Annotated in this window: 16 protein-coding genes; 3 read left to right on the top strand and 13 right to left on the bottom strand. The window is 67.1% G+C overall.

The features are described from left to right. Positions 1-32: 32 nt before the first annotated feature. Positions 33-242: a hypothetical protein gene (locus J2Y54_RS05590; RefSeq protein WP_310037626.1), complete on the bottom strand. Its 210-nt coding sequence runs from the start codon at positions 240-242 to the stop codon at positions 33-35. A gap of 50 nt (positions 243-292) precedes the next feature. Further along, positions 293-1,414 carry a tRNA guanosine(34) transglycosylase Tgt gene (gene tgt / locus J2Y54_RS05585; RefSeq protein WP_310037625.1) on the bottom strand — a complete coding sequence of 374 codons (1,122 nt, stop codon included), beginning with the start codon at positions 1,412-1,414 and terminating at the stop codon, positions 293-295. A 34-nt stretch (positions 1,415-1,448) separates the two neighbouring features. Between tgt and J2Y54_RS05580 the strand changes: the two genes are divergently transcribed. Next, positions 1,449-1,775 (top strand): cupin domain-containing protein, encoded by a 327-nt coding sequence (locus J2Y54_RS05580; protein WP_310037624.1) that lies wholly within the window; start codon positions 1,449-1,451, stop codon positions 1,773-1,775. On the opposite strand, the gene J2Y54_RS05575 is transcribed toward J2Y54_RS05580, so the two are convergent. The 8 genes from J2Y54_RS05575 to J2Y54_RS05540 all read right to left on the bottom strand — a co-directional run bounded on the left by J2Y54_RS05575 (position 1,749) and on the right by J2Y54_RS05540 (position 7,714). Beyond that, the gene (locus J2Y54_RS05575) at positions 1,749-2,417 is read right to left on the bottom strand and encodes an HAD hydrolase-like protein (protein WP_310037622.1); all 669 of its coding nucleotides are present in this window, start codon (positions 2,415-2,417) and stop codon (positions 1,749-1,751) included. The two genes, J2Y54_RS05580 and J2Y54_RS05575, sit on opposite strands and share 27 nt — an antisense overlap. After that, positions 2,410-3,363: a cation diffusion facilitator family transporter gene (locus J2Y54_RS05570; RefSeq protein ID WP_310037620.1), complete on the bottom strand. Its 954-nt coding sequence runs from the start codon at positions 3,361-3,363 to the stop codon at positions 2,410-2,412. Before J2Y54_RS05570 ends, J2Y54_RS05575 begins: the two co-directional genes overlap by 8 nt. An 88-nt stretch (positions 3,364-3,451) precedes the next feature. Beyond that, a complete protein-coding gene (locus tag J2Y54_RS05565) occupies positions 3,452-3,922 on the bottom strand; it encodes an EF-hand domain-containing protein (protein WP_310037617.1) in 471 nt (156 codons plus the stop codon). After that, positions 3,919-4,956: a tRNA preQ1(34) S-adenosylmethionine ribosyltransferase-isomerase QueA gene (queA, locus tag J2Y54_RS05560; protein ID WP_310037615.1), complete on the bottom strand. Its 1,038-nt coding sequence runs from the start codon at positions 4,954-4,956 to the stop codon at positions 3,919-3,921. The genes J2Y54_RS05565 and queA overlap by 4 nt, the downstream gene beginning before the upstream one ends. Positions 4,957-5,001: 45 nt before the next feature. Then, complete coding sequence (locus J2Y54_RS05555; RefSeq protein ID WP_405052900.1) at positions 5,002-5,646, bottom strand: peptidylprolyl isomerase; 645 nt, start codon at positions 5,644-5,646, stop codon at positions 5,002-5,004. A gap of 230 nt (positions 5,647-5,876) precedes the next feature. After that, the gene (gene coaD, locus J2Y54_RS05550; RefSeq protein ID WP_310037614.1) at positions 5,877-6,383 is read right to left on the bottom strand and encodes a pantetheine-phosphate adenylyltransferase; all 507 of its coding nucleotides are present in this window, start codon (positions 6,381-6,383) and stop codon (positions 5,877-5,879) included. 177 nt (positions 6,384-6,560) lie between these two features. Further along, entirely contained in the window at positions 6,561-7,472 is a 912-nt protein-coding gene (locus J2Y54_RS05545) for a farnesyl diphosphate synthase (RefSeq protein WP_310037612.1), read from the bottom strand. After that, the gene (locus J2Y54_RS05540) at positions 7,469-7,714 is read right to left on the bottom strand and encodes an exodeoxyribonuclease VII small subunit (protein WP_224921406.1); all 246 of its coding nucleotides are present in this window, start codon (positions 7,712-7,714) and stop codon (positions 7,469-7,471) included. The genes J2Y54_RS05545 and J2Y54_RS05540 overlap by 4 nt, the downstream gene beginning before the upstream one ends. Before the next feature lie 233 nt (positions 7,715-7,947). Here J2Y54_RS05540 and J2Y54_RS05535 point away from each other — a divergent pair, with 233 nt between their 5' ends. Both J2Y54_RS05535 and J2Y54_RS05530 read left to right on the top strand, forming a co-directional pair. Then, on the top strand, positions 7,948-9,309 hold the full coding sequence (locus J2Y54_RS05535; RefSeq protein ID WP_310037610.1) for an NAD-dependent succinate-semialdehyde dehydrogenase: 1,362 nt from the start codon (positions 7,948-7,950) through the stop codon (positions 9,307-9,309). A 165-nt stretch (positions 9,310-9,474) separates the two neighbouring features. Continuing rightward, positions 9,475-9,843: a hypothetical protein gene (locus J2Y54_RS05530; RefSeq protein ID WP_310037608.1), complete on the top strand. Its 369-nt coding sequence runs from the start codon at positions 9,475-9,477 to the stop codon at positions 9,841-9,843. A gap of 102 nt (positions 9,844-9,945) precedes the next feature. Here J2Y54_RS05530 and J2Y54_RS05525 read toward each other — a convergent pair whose 3' ends face one another. From J2Y54_RS05525 to J2Y54_RS05515, 3 genes are all read right to left on the bottom strand, one after another. Then, the gene (locus tag J2Y54_RS05525) at positions 9,946-11,652 is read right to left on the bottom strand and encodes a long-chain fatty acid--CoA ligase (RefSeq protein WP_310037607.1); all 1,707 of its coding nucleotides are present in this window, start codon (positions 11,650-11,652) and stop codon (positions 9,946-9,948) included. 52 nt (positions 11,653-11,704) lie between these two features. Further along, the gene (locus J2Y54_RS05520) at positions 11,705-11,917 is read right to left on the bottom strand and encodes a hypothetical protein (RefSeq protein WP_310037606.1); all 213 of its coding nucleotides are present in this window, start codon (positions 11,915-11,917) and stop codon (positions 11,705-11,707) included. A gap of 68 nt (positions 11,918-11,985) precedes the next feature. Continuing rightward, on the bottom strand, positions 11,986-13,677 hold the full coding sequence (locus J2Y54_RS05515) for a diguanylate cyclase (RefSeq protein WP_310037603.1): 1,692 nt from the start codon (positions 13,675-13,677) through the stop codon (positions 11,986-11,988). Positions 13,678-13,853 lie beyond the last annotated feature (176 nt).

Here is a 13,853-nt window from a genome sequence, read left to right as displayed (position 1 = left end):
ATTCGGTCTCCGGTCGGGAGGGGATGGGGTATTCAGTCTTTCTTGCGGCTGCGCGCGGCGTAGATCACTGCGGCGGCGAGCGCGGCAGAACCGATGCCGAGGCCGATCTTGGCCAGCGGCCATTTCTTCGCATCGCCCGGCTTGGGCGTACCTTCGGCACGCTCGGCGACTTCGCGCGCCTGGCGTGCGGCGGCGGTGATTTCGTTGGCGATCTCTTCAGCGGCGTCGGTCTTGTCGGTCACTGGATACTCCTTGGTTGCACAGGAGTAGGACAGCGGCGGAGCCGGTGCAATCAGTCGCGACCGCCATAATAGGCTGCACGGAAATCATTGGCGAAGGCGGTCAGTCGCCCCTCCGCAATCGCGGCGCGCAGGTCGGCCATCAGCCGCTGATAGAACCACAGATTATGTTCGGTCATCAGCATCGCCCCCAGAATCTCGCCCGAGCGGACGAGGTGGTGGAGATACGCCTTGCTCCAACCGGCGACCGGCGAGTCGGGATCGAGCGGGGTCTGATCCTCGGCGAATTTCGCGTTGCGGATATTGATCGGGCCGGTGCGCGTGAACGCCTGGCCCGTGCGGCCCGAACGGGTGGGGAGGACGCAGTCGAACATGTCGATCCCGCGCTCGACCGCCCCGACAATGTCGTCGGGCTTGCCGACGCCCATCAGGTAGCGCGGCTTGGTCGCATCGAGTTGGCCCGGGGCATAGTCGAGGCAGCCGAACATCGCCTCCTGCCCCTCACCGACCGCGAGGCCGCCTACGGCATAGCCGTCGAAGCCGATGTCGAGCAGCGCGTCGGCGCTCGCCTTGCGCAATCCTTCGTCGAGCGCGCCCTGCTGGATGCCGAACAACGCGTTGTTAGCGGCATGCTCCCCGCCCGCGTCGAATGCGTCGCGGCTGCGCTTGGCCCAGCGCATCGAGCGTTCCATGGCAGCCGCCTGCACCTCACGCGTCGAAGTGGTCGGGACCAGTTCATCGAACGCCATCACGATGTTCGACCCCAGCAGCCGCTGGATCTCCATCGAGCGTTCGGGGCTGAGCATGTGACGCGTGCCGTCGAGGTGCGACTTGAAGACGATGCCTTCCTCACTGCGCTTGGTCAGCTCGGACAGGCTCATCACCTGATAGCCGCCGCTGTCGGTGAGGATCGGGCGGTCCCAGCTCATGAAACCGTGCAGGCCGCCGAGCCGGTCGATCCGCTCGGCACTGGGGCGGAGCATGAGGTGGTAGGTGTTGCCGAGGATGATGTCGGCGCCGGACGCGCGGACATCCTGCGGCTTCATCGCCTTGACCGTGGCGGCGGTACCGACGGGCATGAAGGCAGGGGTGCGAATCTCGCCGCGCTGCATCGCAATCGTGCCGGTGCGCGCCTTGCCGTCGGTGGCGTGGATGGTGAAGGTGAAACGGGACATGGGTGTCCGATGCGATGTCGAGGGGGGAATGGCAATGGCTGAAAATGGCGGCAACATCTTCGCGCCCCTGCCCGATGCGCGAGAGGCGGAGGTGTTCACCCCATTGCTGGAGCGTAGCGGGGTGCGGATCGAGCGAATCGTCTCGCATGGGCAGGCAACGCCGGAGGATGCGCCATTCGTCCAGGGTGCGGACGAGTGGGTGGTGGTGCTGCGCGGCAGCGCGGGCTTGCGGATCGAGGGGCGGGCCGAGGTTGCGCTGGTGCCCGGCGACCATGTCTTCATTCCCGGCGGGGCGCGGCATTGGGTGACATGGACCGATCCCGACGCGCCGACCCTATGGCTGGCGGTGCATCTTAGCTGACGCGCGGACGAAGGCGACGACCTGATCCGGGGTGGAGAAGGCAAGGTCGGGGTTGAGGTGCGCGAACGCTTCGGGCTCGGCATAGCCCCACAGCACGGCGGCGGCGCGGATACCCACTTCGCGGGCGGCGTCGATGTCGCGGGTCTCGTCTCCCAGCGAGATGATGTGTTCGGGCGCCACGCCGCTCTGGCGCAGGACCGCGCGGAATTTGGGCGCCTTGCCGAACAAGGACGCGCCGCATGCCCACCAGCTGAAGCGCGCGGCGTTTTCGGGGCCGAGTACGGCGCGGGCATTCGCCTCGCTATTGGAGGTTACGAGCGCGAGCGGGATGCCCATCGCCTCGATCGCCGCGAGCATTTCGGTCACACCGGCGAACAGATGCACCTTGTCGGTGTTGCGGCCGAACAGCTTGCGGACATAGCGGGCGATGAACGGCAGCTTCCAGCGCGGGATGCGCAAATGGCTGATCACGTCGCGCGACGTCATCTTGCGCAGCGGCTCGATCTCGCCGGGGGCGACCTTGCGGAAGCCGTAGCGGTCGGAGAGGTGATCGACGATCGACAGGAACCAGCTGCCGCTGTCCGACAGCGTGCCGTCAAAATCGAAAACGACCAGCCGCAGCGGCTGCGCGGCGTCAGCCATGCGCGATACCGTGCCCGCCATGGAGATGGCAGGCGTCACCGTCGCCGATCTCGATCTGCAGCGTCATGTGGTGGATGCCATGGTCATGCTCCAGCCGGTGCTGGATATCGTGCAGGAAGGCGTCGCCGGGATGGCCGCCGGGCATCTGCAGATGCGCGGTCAATGCGACCTGGGTCGTGCTCATCGGCCAGATGTGCAGGTCATGGACTCGCGTCACACCGGGAAGGGCTGCAAGCGTCTCCTCCACCGTCTCCGCATCGATCCCCGGCGGGACGGCGTGGAGCGCCATCACCACCGAATCGCGCAACAAGCCCCAGGTGCTCCACAGGATCACGGCGACGATCAACAGGCTGAGCGCGGGATCGATCCACGCCTTGCCCGTGAACAGGATGAGCGCGCCCCCGACAACGACTGCGGCGGACACCGCGGCATCGGCGGCCATGTGCAGATAGGCGCCGCGGATGTTGAGATCATGCTTGCTGCCCCGCATGAACAGCAGGGCGGTGGCGGTGTTGATGACGATGCCGATCGCGGCAACGATCATCACCGTTGCGCCGGGGACGGGGGCGGGGGAGCCGAGCCGCTGCACCGCCTCCAACGCGATCGCGCCGACCGCAAACAGTAGCAGCACGGCATTGGCAAGCGCGCCGAGGATGGTCGAGCTGCTCAGCCCATAAGTGAAGCGGCGCGATGCCGGGCGCTTGGCGAGCGATGCGCCGCCCCATGCGATCAGCAGGCCGAGAACATCGGAGAGATTGTGCCCGGCATCGGCAAGCAGCGCCATCGACCCGGTGGCGATGCCGGCCAATCCCTCGACCAGCACAAAGCCGAGGTTGAGCACGGTGCCGATCGCGAAGGCGCGGCCGAAATCCTTCGGCGCGTGGCTGTGGCCATGGCCCGAATGGCTATGCCCGGCAGGGCCGTGGTGATGGTGCGAGCCGTGCATTGCGTCAACCTTAGCCGCAGTGCGGCAGGAGATGCTAGGGTGTGTACTCGATCAGCACGGGGTCGAGTACACACCCTCGGACATCGGTTTAGCGGTCGCGCCTGCGCCGGTCGGGCTGCTGGCCCGGTGTCGGCAGCGTGCGGACCGTCAGCAGCTCGCTGCGGCGGAGCGACCCATCCTTGTCGGCATCGAAGCGGGTGAAGAACAGGTCGAACCGCGCCTGAAGCTCGATCATGGTGATGCGGTTGTCGCCATCCGCATCCACCTCAAACGGGCTGGGCAGGGCGTTGCGGTTGCCCAGCCAGCGCTCCGACCAGTCGCCGAACGCGATATAGCCGAGCGCGGGCTGGCCTTTGGCGCTCAGCTCGAAGCTGCGGCGGACCCCGGTGTCGAACTCGGCGCGGGTGACACTGCCGTCCTGGTCGCTGTCGAACGCGGCGATGGCCATCGCCACCGGCTCGGCGATCATCAGCGGGATCGGGGCGGGGGCGGCCCCCGGCTGGGGCGGTGTTGCCGGCGCGGTCTGGGCTGCGGCGAGCAGGGCGAGGGCGGCGATCACGCACGGGTCTCCGGGAGCAACAGGCTCGAATCGCCATAGCTGTAGAAGCGATAGCCGGTGGCGATGGCATGCGCATAGGCCGCCTGCATCCGTTCCAGCCCCATCAGTGCCGATACCAGCATGAACAGGGTCGAACGGGGGAGGTGGAAGTTGGTCACCAGTCCGTCGATGCCGCGGAAGCGGTAGCCGGGGGTGATGAAGATCGCGGTGTCGCCTTCGAACGGACGGATGACATTGTCCTCGCCTGCGGCGCTTTCGATCAGGCGCAGGCTGGTCGTGCCGACCGCGATGACCCGGCCCCCGGCGGCGCGGACGGCATTGAGCCGGTCGGCGGTGGCGGCGTCGATGCGGCCCCATTCGGCGTGCATCTGGTGGTCGTCGGTGTCGTCGGCCTTGACCGGCAGGAAGGTCCCGGCGCCGACATGCAGCGTCAGCGTGGTGTGGCCGATCTCGGCGGCGTCGAGCGCGGCCATCAGCCCGGGGGTGAAGTGCAGCGCCGCCGTCGGTGCCGCGACCGCGCCGGGTTCGTTGGCGAACATCGTCTGATAGTCGGCGGCGTCGCGTTCGTCGGTCGGGCGCTTGGCGGCGATATAGGGCGGCAGCGGCATGCGCCCGGCACGCTCCAGCAGCAGTTCGACCGGTTCGTCGCCGGGGAAGAACAGGGTGAAGCTGCCATCGGGGTGGCGCGCCTCGGCAAGTGCGGTGACGGCGTTGCCAAAGTCGATGGTATCGCCGACCTTCAGCCGCTTCGCGTTGCGGATGAAGGCGATCCAGTGGCGCGGCCCTTCGCGCTTGTGCAGCGTGGCGCCGATCCTGGCCTCGCCCCGCGTCCCTTCGAGCTGGGCGGGGATGACGCGGGTGTCGTTGAAGACCAGCATGTCCCCGGCGCGGAGCAGGGCCGGGAGGTCGGTGACGATGCGGTCTTCGGTCGTGGCGCCGTCGAGCAAAAGGAGGCGGGCCGAATCGCGGGGACTTGCCGGACGCAGCGCGATCCGCTCGGGCGGCAGGTCGAAATCGAACAGGTCGACGTTCATCGGGTCATTCTCGTTCCTCCCCCGCACCGCAGGGGAGGAGCGGGGTCACTTGGCCGGGCTGGCCGGGAGCGCCGCCGGGGCATCGGCCGGAGCCGGGGCCGCGGGCGTGTAGGGCGGGGGATTGTCGGCGGCGATGTACGCGCGAAGGACGCGCGCGGGGTTCGCCGGCGGCTCGCCGCGCGGGATCGCGTCGACCCATTGCATGCCGTCGAGCACGCGGCCGAACACGGTATATTTCTGGTCGAGCTGCAGGCGCGGGACCAGCATGATGAAGAACTGGCTGTTCGCGCTGTTTTCATCCTCCGCGCGCGCCGCAGCGACCGCGCCGCGGACATGGGGGAGGTAGTTGAACTCCTTTTCGACGTCGGGCAGGTCGCTACCGCCGGTACCGTCGCCGCGCGGATCGCCGCCCTGCGCCATGAAGCCGTCGATCACGCGGTGGAACACCAGGCCGTCATAGAAACGCTGACGGGTCAGCGTCTTGATCCGCTCGACCATTTTGGGCGCCACGTCGGGACGCAGCCAGATGGTGACGCGCCCGCCGGTCGACAGGTCGAGAACCCACAGATTCTCCTTGTCCGTCGTCGCGGGCGGGGTCGCGCGGCCGGGCGGGGGCGGAACATGCTGGGCGGTGGCTGGCATCGCGAACAGCGAGCCGAGCAGGGCAACACACAGGGCAACAAGACGCATCGACATCCCCACCGGGTTTGGAACTGGAGCGGCTTAGAGCAAATCGCCGCTTGCAGCAAAGTGAATGCGGCGTTGGCGACCAGGCCGTCGTCCGCCGGACAAAACTGACAAAAACGCACATGTACGGAGCGAGCCTGTCAGGTTCGGCCCCACGGGCGGCAAACGCCGCCGCCGGGCGCCGTCAGGATATGACGGACGCGATCGTGTAGGAAAGCGGTTTGTGCGGGGCTTCAGCTGCCCTTGCGGCCGATTTTCTCGACCCGCGCGACCACTTCGTCCCGCACCGTCGGCGGCACGAACTTGCCGATCTCCCCACCGAACAGCGCGATTTCCTTGACCAGCCGCGACGCGATCGGCTGGAGCGAGACATCGGCCATCAGGAAGACGGTTTCGATCCGGCCGTTGAGTTGCTGGTTCATCCCCGCCATCTGATATTCATACTCGAAATCGGCGACCGCGCGCAGGCCGCGCACGATCATGCTCGCCCCTTCCCGCTCGGCAAAGTCCATCAGCAGCGAATCGAAGCTGACGACATGGATCTCGCCGTCGAGATCCGCGACCTCGCGCCGCACCATGTCCATCCGCTCCTCGACCGTGAACATCGGGTTCTTGGACGGATTGGTGGTGACGCCGATGACGAGCCGGTCGACCAGCTTCGCGCCGCGCCGGATGATGTCCATATGGCCGAGCGTGATCGGATCGAAGGTGCCGGGATAGACGCCGGTGCGGGTGGTCATGATCTAATCCCTCATCGTCACCCCCGCGAAAGCGGGGGGCCATCTCCTGCGCGATCGGCACGGATGGCGGGTAGTGTCGAAGTGTGACGCCGGTTCACGGACCATCGCACCGGTGGATTTGCCGCGCGTCCGGGAGATGGGCCCCCGCTTTCGCGGGGGTGACGGGCAGGCGTTGTTTCACCGGTCGCGTTCCAGCACGAAGCGGGCGATGGCGCGCAGCAGGTCGGCTTCGGGGCCGTAGCTGTGGAGATGGGCGATCGCCTGATCGACCAGCAGCCGCGCCTGTTCGCGGGCACGGTCGATGCCGAGCAGCGAGAGGAAGGTTTCCTTGCCCGCCGCTTCGTCCTTGCGCAGCTGCTTGCCGACCGCGTCCTGATCGCCCTCGACGTCGAGGATGTCGTCGGCGATCTGGAAGGCAAGGCCGATGTCGCGGGCATAGCCGCGCAGGCCGGTGCGGCCCTCGGGCGGCAAGCGACCGAGGATCGCGCCCGCCTCGACCGAGCAGGCGATCAGCGCGCCGGTCTTGAGCGCCTGACACCGGGTCACGGTGGCGAGGTCGAAGCTGGTGGTTTCGGCGACCAGATCCATCATCTGCCCGCCCGCCATGCCCGACGGGCCGGACGCCTGCGCCAGATCGGCGATCAGTTCGGCGCGGACGAACGGGTCGGCATGGGTTGCGGGATCGGCGAGGATTTCGAAGGCCAGCGCATGGAGGCAGTCGCCGGCGAGGATCGCGGTTGCCTCATCAAACGCCTTGTGCACCGTCGGCTTGCCGCGGCGCATGTCATCGTCGTCCATCGCGGGGAGATCGTCATGGATCAGCGAATAGACATGGATCGCCTCGATCGCGGTGGCGACACGCGCGGTGCAGCGGCGGTCGACCGCGAAGAGCTGCGCCGTCGCGAAGGTGAGCAGCGGCCGCAGGCGCTTGCCGCCGCCGATCGCGGCATGGCGCATCGCTTCATAGAGGCGCGCGCGCGGGTCGGCGGGGACGGCGAGGAACTGGTCGAACTGACGGTCGATCTCTGCCGCGACGTCGCGCAGCGCGGTTTCGAGGGTCTGGCTGGCGTCGGCCACGTCCGCGCTCATCCTGCTGCGAAGGGGGTGGTGCCGGTGACATTGCCGCTGGCATCGGCGCGCACCTGTTCAATCCGCGCCTGTGCCGCGTCGAGCCGGGCCTGACACTGGCGGCGCAGCGCGTCGCCGCGCTCGTATAAAGTGATCGCCTGATCGAGCGGCACATCGCCGGTTTCGAGCTGTCCGACGATCCGCTCAAGTTCGCGAAGGGCATCCTCAAAGGACAGGGCGGCGATGTCGATCTGGTCGGTCATGGCGATGCTATGCGATGGCGGCGGAACCAATTCAACCTCCCGCGATTGGCTTCAACAATCCTCCCCCGCCAGGGGGAGGTGGCAGCGAAGCTGACGGAGGGGGAGGACGGGGGCGTCGCTGGATCCAAAAGGACACAGCCGTCCTCCCCCTCCGTCGCCTGCGGCGCCACCTCCCCCTGGCGGGGGAGGATGATATCTGGCTACCGCCTACATACGGATTTTAAGGAGCGCGCATGTTTACCAGCATCAATCCGGCGACGGGCGAACCGGGCGAGACGTTCGAGGAACTGGACGGCGATGGCGTCGAGGCGGCGCTGGTGCGCGCGGATGCGGCATTCGCGTCGTGGCGCGTCAGTCCGGTGGAGCAGCGCGTGGCGCTGCTGAACGCGATTGCCGACCGGTTCGAGGCGGGGAAGCAGCATCTGGCCGAAACCGCGACGCGGGAGATGGGCAAGACGCTGGCGTCGGCGGTGGCCGAGGTCGAGAAATGCGTTTCGGGCTTCCGCTATTATGCCGAGCATGGGCCGGATTTTCTGAAGGGTGAAGAGATTGCGCTGCCCAATGGGCGGGTGGTGACGCACTGGTTGCCGCTGGGGCCGGTGCTGGCGATCATGCCGTGGAATTTTCCGTACTGGCAGGTGGTGCGCTGGCTTGGCCCCACGATCCTGGCGGGGAATGTCGGGTTGTTGAAGCATGCCTCACTGACGCAGGGGTGCGCGGCGCTGATCCAGCAGATGGTGCAGGCGGCGGGCGCGCCGGACGGGTTGTTCCAGAACCTTCCGATCAAGTCGGACAAGGTTTCGCGGATCATCGCCGATAGCCGTGTGGTCGCGGTGACGCTGACCGGGAGCGAGGGGGCGGGGGCCAAGGTCGCGGAGGCGGCGGGGCGCGCGCTCAAGAAGGTGGTGTTAGAGCTGGGCGGGTCGGACCCGTTCGTCGTCATGCCCTCGGCCGATCTGGACGCGGCGGTGAAGACGGCGGTGAAGGCGCGCATCCAGAATGCCGGGCAAAGCTGCATCTGCGCCAAGCGGATGATCGTGCATGCCGATGTGTATGACGCGTTCGCGGAGAAGTTCGTCGCGGCGATGGATGCGGTGAAGATCGGCGATCCGATGGAAGACGGCGTCGAGATGGGGCCGCTGTCGAGCGTCGAGCAGCGCGATACGGTGCTGGAGCAGCTGGAACGGGCGGTTGCGGCGGGCGCGGTGCTGCATGGTGGCGAGAAGATCGACCGCGATGGCGCGTGGATGCGCGCGGGCGTGTTGACCGATGTCGATCCCGAGGCTGAGTTCGCGAAGGAGGAGATTTTCGGACCGGTCGCAATGCTGTTCCGCGCGGAGTCGATCGATGACGCGATCCGGCTGGCGAACGACGTCCCCTATGGGTTGGGGTCGAGCGTGTGGACGCAGGATGCCGATGAACAGGCGCGGCTGGTGCGCGATATCGCGGCGGGGATGACCGCAGTGAACCAGATGCTGGCGTCCGTGCCGGGCGCGCCGTTCGGCGGGGTCAAGCTGTCGGGCCATGGCCGCGAGCTGGGGCCGTGGGGGCTGCATGAGTTTATGAACTTGAAGGCTGAGATGTGGCCTTCTTAAGCCCCTCCCCTTCAGGGGAGGGGTTGGGGGTGGGGCGGTGACTGTCTCACCGAGACCGCTCGCCAAGAGGATAGGCCCCACCCCAACCCCTCCCCTAAAGGGGAGGGGCTAATTAGGGCACGTTCCAGATGTTGCCTCAAAACTGAGAAAGTCTACGCTGGCCATATGCCTATTGCTGATGCGGCAGTCTTGCGCTGGACGAATCAATCCGATCCGAACGCTGCTGCTCCCGGCGATGCGGATCGGCTGCATTCGCTCAATTTAGATCAGCGGGTCGTCAGCGTCGTTTCGTTTGAGGGCGAGTGGTCACGTATTCGCTTCGGGGCTGAAGAGTTCAGGGTGCGAAAGGACTGCCTCATGCCAATCGGCTCGGTGGCCTTTGAAGTTGGGGACAGCGTGAATGCGGCAGGGCGTAGCTGCACCATTCGCGACGCTATCTGGCATTTCAAAGACGCGGAGCCGAACTTCTACCTAGAGGCAGGCGGAAAGAGGCTCTCGAAGCGGTTCAAGGTGGACGACCTTGACCCAGTTTAAGGTAGCCAGACCTTATCGCTATCCACGCGGCCTCAAAAAGGAAGAAGACCCTCCCCAACCCCTCCCGCAAGCGGGAGGGGCTTTAGAAGAAGGGGGAGGGACTTAGCGAGAAGCCGCCGCCTCCGCCGCGATTTCCAGGAGCAAATCCTTGCGGCTCAGCTTCCCGATCATTGTCTTGGGCAGTTTTTCGCGCACCACGACGGCGTCGACGCGCTCATGCTTGCCGACTTGCGGGTTGAGCCACGCGCGCAACTCGTCGCCGGTCACCGGCTCCGCGTCCTCGTTCAGCGCGACATAGGCGCGGGGGACTTCGCCCATGCGGGGGTCGGGCATGCCGACGACCAGCGCCTCCTTGATCGCGGGGTGGTGGTAGAGGACGTCCTCGACGTGCTTCGGGAAGACCTTGAACCCGCCGACCGAGATCATGTCCTTGAGCCGGTCGACGATGCGGATGAAGCCATCCGCGTCGATCTGGCCGACATCGCCGGTGCGCAGCCAGCGGGTGCCGGCGGCGTCGTGGCAGAAGGTGGTGTCGTCCACCTCCGGGCGGTTCCAGTAGCCGGCCATGATCTGCGGCCCGGCGAGGACGATCTCGCCCGGTTCGCCTGTCGCCACGTCGCGCGACGGGTCTTCCTTGTCGACCAGGCGCACGCGGGTGGCGACGATCGGCTGGCCGATCGTGCCGGACTTGCCCTCGCCGCGATAAGGGTTGGCGGAGACGACGCCGGAGCTTTCGGACAGGCCGTACCCTTCGATCAGGGTCGCACCGGTTTCGGCCTCGAACCGTTTCTTGAGCTCGGCGGGCAAAGGCGCGCCGCCGGAGATGCAGTATTTGAGGCTCGACCAGTCGGTCGATTTGGAATGCGGGTGGTCGATCAGTGCCTGGAACATCGTCGGCACGCCGGGCAGCGCAGTCGGCTTGGTGCGGTTGATCGCCGCGAGCGCCTGTGCCGCGTCGAAGCGCGGGAGCATCACGATCTCGCCGCCGGTCAGCACGGTGCGGTTGAGGACGCAGGTGTTGGCGAAGACGTGGAAGAAGGGGAGGACGCCGAGCACGCGGTCGAGGCTGTGGCCCAGGTCGGGGTCGAGCTTTGCCACCTGTCGCGCATTGGCGGACAGGTTCTGGTGGGTCAGCATCGCGCCCTTGGGGATGCCGGTGGTGCCGCCGGTATACTGGATCAGCGCGAGATCGCGCTCCGGATCGATCGCCGGCGCGGGGCAGGCGCCATCATTGGCGATCAGCCGCGAAAAGGCGGTGATGCGCGGGTCGCTGGGGGTTGGGGTCACCTCGCCGCGCTTGAACAGGCGGTAGAGGATCGACTTGGTCGTGGGCAGCGCGCCGGCGACCGAGCCGACGACGAGGCGTTCGAGGCTGCTCTTGTCCAGCACCTTGAGCGCGGTCGGGAGCAGGGCGGTGGCGCTGAGCGTGAAGAGCAGGCGCGTGCCGCTGTCGGCGACCTGCGCCGCGAGTTCATCGACGCTGTAGAGCGGCGAGAAATTGACCACCGTCGCGCCGAGCTTGAGGATGCCGTAATAGGCGGCGACATAATGCGGCACGTTGGGCAGGAACAGGCCGATGCGGTCGCCCGGGCCATAGCCCATCGCGCGCAGGCCGCAGGCGACGCGATTGGCCCCGTCGAGCGTTTCGGCAAAGCTGTACTGACGGCCGAGGAAATCGAGCAGCGGTGCGCTGCCCTTGCGCCGTACCGTTTCTTCGAACGCGTCGATCATCGACAGCGGCGGCAACGGCTGGTCCCACGGACCGGGATGACGATAGGCGGTGCGCCAGGCCTGCTCGGGAGTACTCATTGACACAGGTGTAAGCAAAGCCCCGTGGCTCTGCAAGACACCCGCGCGCGGTTCAGCGGCGAACCGCGTGTTCGGTCCAGGTGTAGAGCACCGACACGGCGAGGATTCCGGTATCGACCGCGGCCTTGACGCGGCGGGGAGCGGTATCGCCCAGATCGTGCGTCTGGATCACGAATTCCGCGCTGGGCCGGGCAATTGCGCCGGTCGCAAGCAGGGCTGCCGCGCCCGCGGCAAGGATGATCCGGCGTTTGTTCAACTGGTCCATCGCGGCCTCCCGTTTGGCGATGGCCTAGGCCATTGCGCGGCTGAACGAAAGCTGAATTCGCGGCCGGTTCAGGCGGCGACGGCGGAGAGTTTGGCGCGGTCGCGACCGGCGGCCTTGGCGTCGAACAGCGCGCGGTCGGCGGCGCGGTACAGCGCCTTCCAGTCGCGTTCATTCTCCAGCGGCCCATCGGCGCTGCCGATGCTGGCGGTGACGCGCAGGTCGAACGGCATCCGCGTGGCGCGCAACCGGGCGAGGATGCGGTCGGGGTCGACCGGTTCGGCGGGGGTGCTGAGCACGGCGAATTCCTCGCCGCCGATCCGGGCGATCATCGCGCTGGCGGGAACCAGCCCGCGCAAGGTCCGCGCAACGGTGCGCAGCACTTCGTCCCCGCCATCATGGCCGATCGTGTCATTGACCTGCTTGAACCGGTCAAGGTCGAGGATCAGCAGCGTCTGCGTGCCGCTGCGCCCGATCGCCTGGCCCAGAAAGGCGCGGCGGTTGAGCAGCCCGGTCAGCGGGTCGAGATCGGCGAGACGCCGCGCCACCGTTTCCGCGGCGACCGCGGCATCGCGCTCCTGGCTGAGCAGGCGGATGCGATAGGTGATCGCGATCGAGGACAGCAGTGCCTCTGCCGCCATCGACATCAGCGTCGAATTGTCGAGCCAGAAGCTCCACGGCAGCACGCCCAGCCCGGCGAGCACGCGCAGACAGCCGGCAACGATCGGCGCGGCCCAGGCGAGCCCGAACAGCCACAGGAAATTGGAGCGGTTGCACCACGCCGACAGGACGATCGCGGTGATCGGCACCAGCATGCTCACGAACACCCAATTGTACAGGGTATGCGCAATCAGCGGGGCATAGGGCGCGAACAGGGCAAAGCCGCAGCCGGCGGCCAGCAATGCGCCGATGCTGACCCGGATCAGCAACCGCAGGCGCGGCCCGAACACATGTTCCTCGAAAAAGCTGCGCGCGAACCAGATCGCCGAGGCGGCGGTGGTGGTGAGCAGCAGATAGTTGAGCCGCAGGCGCAAGGTGTTGGGGATGTCCGGCACCAGCCAGGCAAGCGCGCCCGACGAGGTAAAGGCATAGGCCATCAGCGCGGCGACCATCGCGGCATAAGCGAGCTGAAAGCGGTAACGGAGCGTCGTCCACAGCGCGAGATTATAGGTCAGCAGCGCGATGCACAGTCCGGCAAAGGCCGCATAGAGCGCGGCCATGAACAGATTGGCACGGTTGCTTTGCGCGTCGGTCGCAATGCGCAGGTTGCGCACCACCGCGTAGAGGTTGCTCGACCCCTCGATCTTCCACAGCAACCGATCGACCGGCGCGGTGTGGCGGGGGATCGGATATTCGACGATGGCGCCAAGCTGGATCCGCTTGGTCAGCCCGACCGCGTCGTCGGACATCGTCGCGACCCGCCCATCGGCATAGATCACATGCAGCGTCACCCGGTCCTGCCACAGGCTGAGCATCCGCGCATTGAGCGGGCGGCGCGAGCGGGCACGTTCGCCGACGGGTTCGGAGATGACCCAGAAATCGCCGCTGCCGAACTGTTTGTGCGGGGTGACGCAGTCGAACGCGGCGAGATTGCGGGCGACGCGGCGGGGATCCTCGTCCGGCGCCGCGCGGCGGATACAGGTGGCGAGTGGACGCCCCGCCGTGCCCGCACTCCAGCCCTGTGCGCGCGCGTCCGCCGGAGCGAGCAGCAGCACGGCCCATGCGACCGCAAGCCCGAGCAGAGTGACGATCCCCCTTGTCATACCGGCGAACTAATCAGCCGAACGCGAAGAACCGGTTAACGGGGTGACCGATCTTTGCGGACCCGCGCGCTGCATCGCCGGGCCAAGTGCATGCAGCGATTGGACCGGCACCGCGCCGGCGGCGCAGCGGCTGGTTAATCGCGCGGCCCGGGCCACTGCCTTCAAGCCGTCATCCA

The organism is Sphingomonas sp. BE123 (assembly GCF_031456015.1).
GTDB lineage: Bacteria > Pseudomonadota > Alphaproteobacteria > Sphingomonadales > Sphingomonadaceae > Sphingomonas.
This window is presented reverse-complemented; position numbering and strand designations above follow the sequence as displayed.

Bases quoted from the DNA above. Each gene is read 5' to 3' on its own strand.
- J2Y54_RS05535 (WP_310037610.1), top strand. From the start codon at position 7,948: ATGTTTACCAGCATCAATCCGGCGACGGGCGAACCGGGCGAGACGTTC.
- tgt (WP_310037625.1), bottom strand. From the start codon at position 1,414: ATGTCCCGTTTCACCTTCACCATCCACGCCACCGACGGCAAGGCGCGC.
- coaD (WP_310037614.1), bottom strand. From the start codon at position 6,383: ATGACCACCCGCACCGGCGTCTATCCCGGCACCTTCGATCCGATCACG.
- J2Y54_RS05525 (WP_310037607.1), bottom strand. From the start codon at position 11,652: ATGAGTACTCCCGAGCAGGCCTGGCGCACCGCCTATCGTCATCCCGGT.
- queA (WP_310037615.1), bottom strand. From the start codon at position 4,956: ATGAACGTCGACCTGTTCGATTTCGACCTGCCGCCCGAGCGGATCGCG.
- J2Y54_RS05580 (WP_310037624.1), top strand. From the start codon at position 1,449: ATGGCTGAAAATGGCGGCAACATCTTCGCGCCCCTGCCCGATGCGCGA.
- J2Y54_RS05570 (WP_310037620.1), bottom strand. From the start codon at position 3,363: ATGCACGGCTCGCACCATCACCACGGCCCTGCCGGGCATAGCCATTCG.
- J2Y54_RS05520 (WP_310037606.1), bottom strand. From the start codon at position 11,917: ATGGACCAGTTGAACAAACGCCGGATCATCCTTGCCGCGGGCGCGGCA.
- J2Y54_RS05540 (WP_224921406.1), bottom strand. From the start codon at position 7,714: ATGACCGACCAGATCGACATCGCCGCCCTGTCCTTTGAGGATGCCCTT.
- J2Y54_RS05575 (WP_310037622.1), bottom strand. From the start codon at position 2,417: ATGGCTGACGCCGCGCAGCCGCTGCGGCTGGTCGTTTTCGATTTTGAC.
- J2Y54_RS05555 (WP_405052900.1), bottom strand. From the start codon at position 5,646: ATGCGTCTTGTTGCCCTGTGTGTTGCCCTGCTCGGCTCGCTGTTCGCG.
- J2Y54_RS05515 (WP_310037603.1), bottom strand. From the start codon at position 13,677: ATGACAAGGGGGATCGTCACTCTGCTCGGGCTTGCGGTCGCATGGGCC.
- J2Y54_RS05530 (WP_310037608.1), top strand. From the start codon at position 9,475: ATGCCTATTGCTGATGCGGCAGTCTTGCGCTGGACGAATCAATCCGAT.
- J2Y54_RS05545 (WP_310037612.1), bottom strand. From the start codon at position 7,472: ATGAGCGCGGACGTGGCCGACGCCAGCCAGACCCTCGAAACCGCGCTG.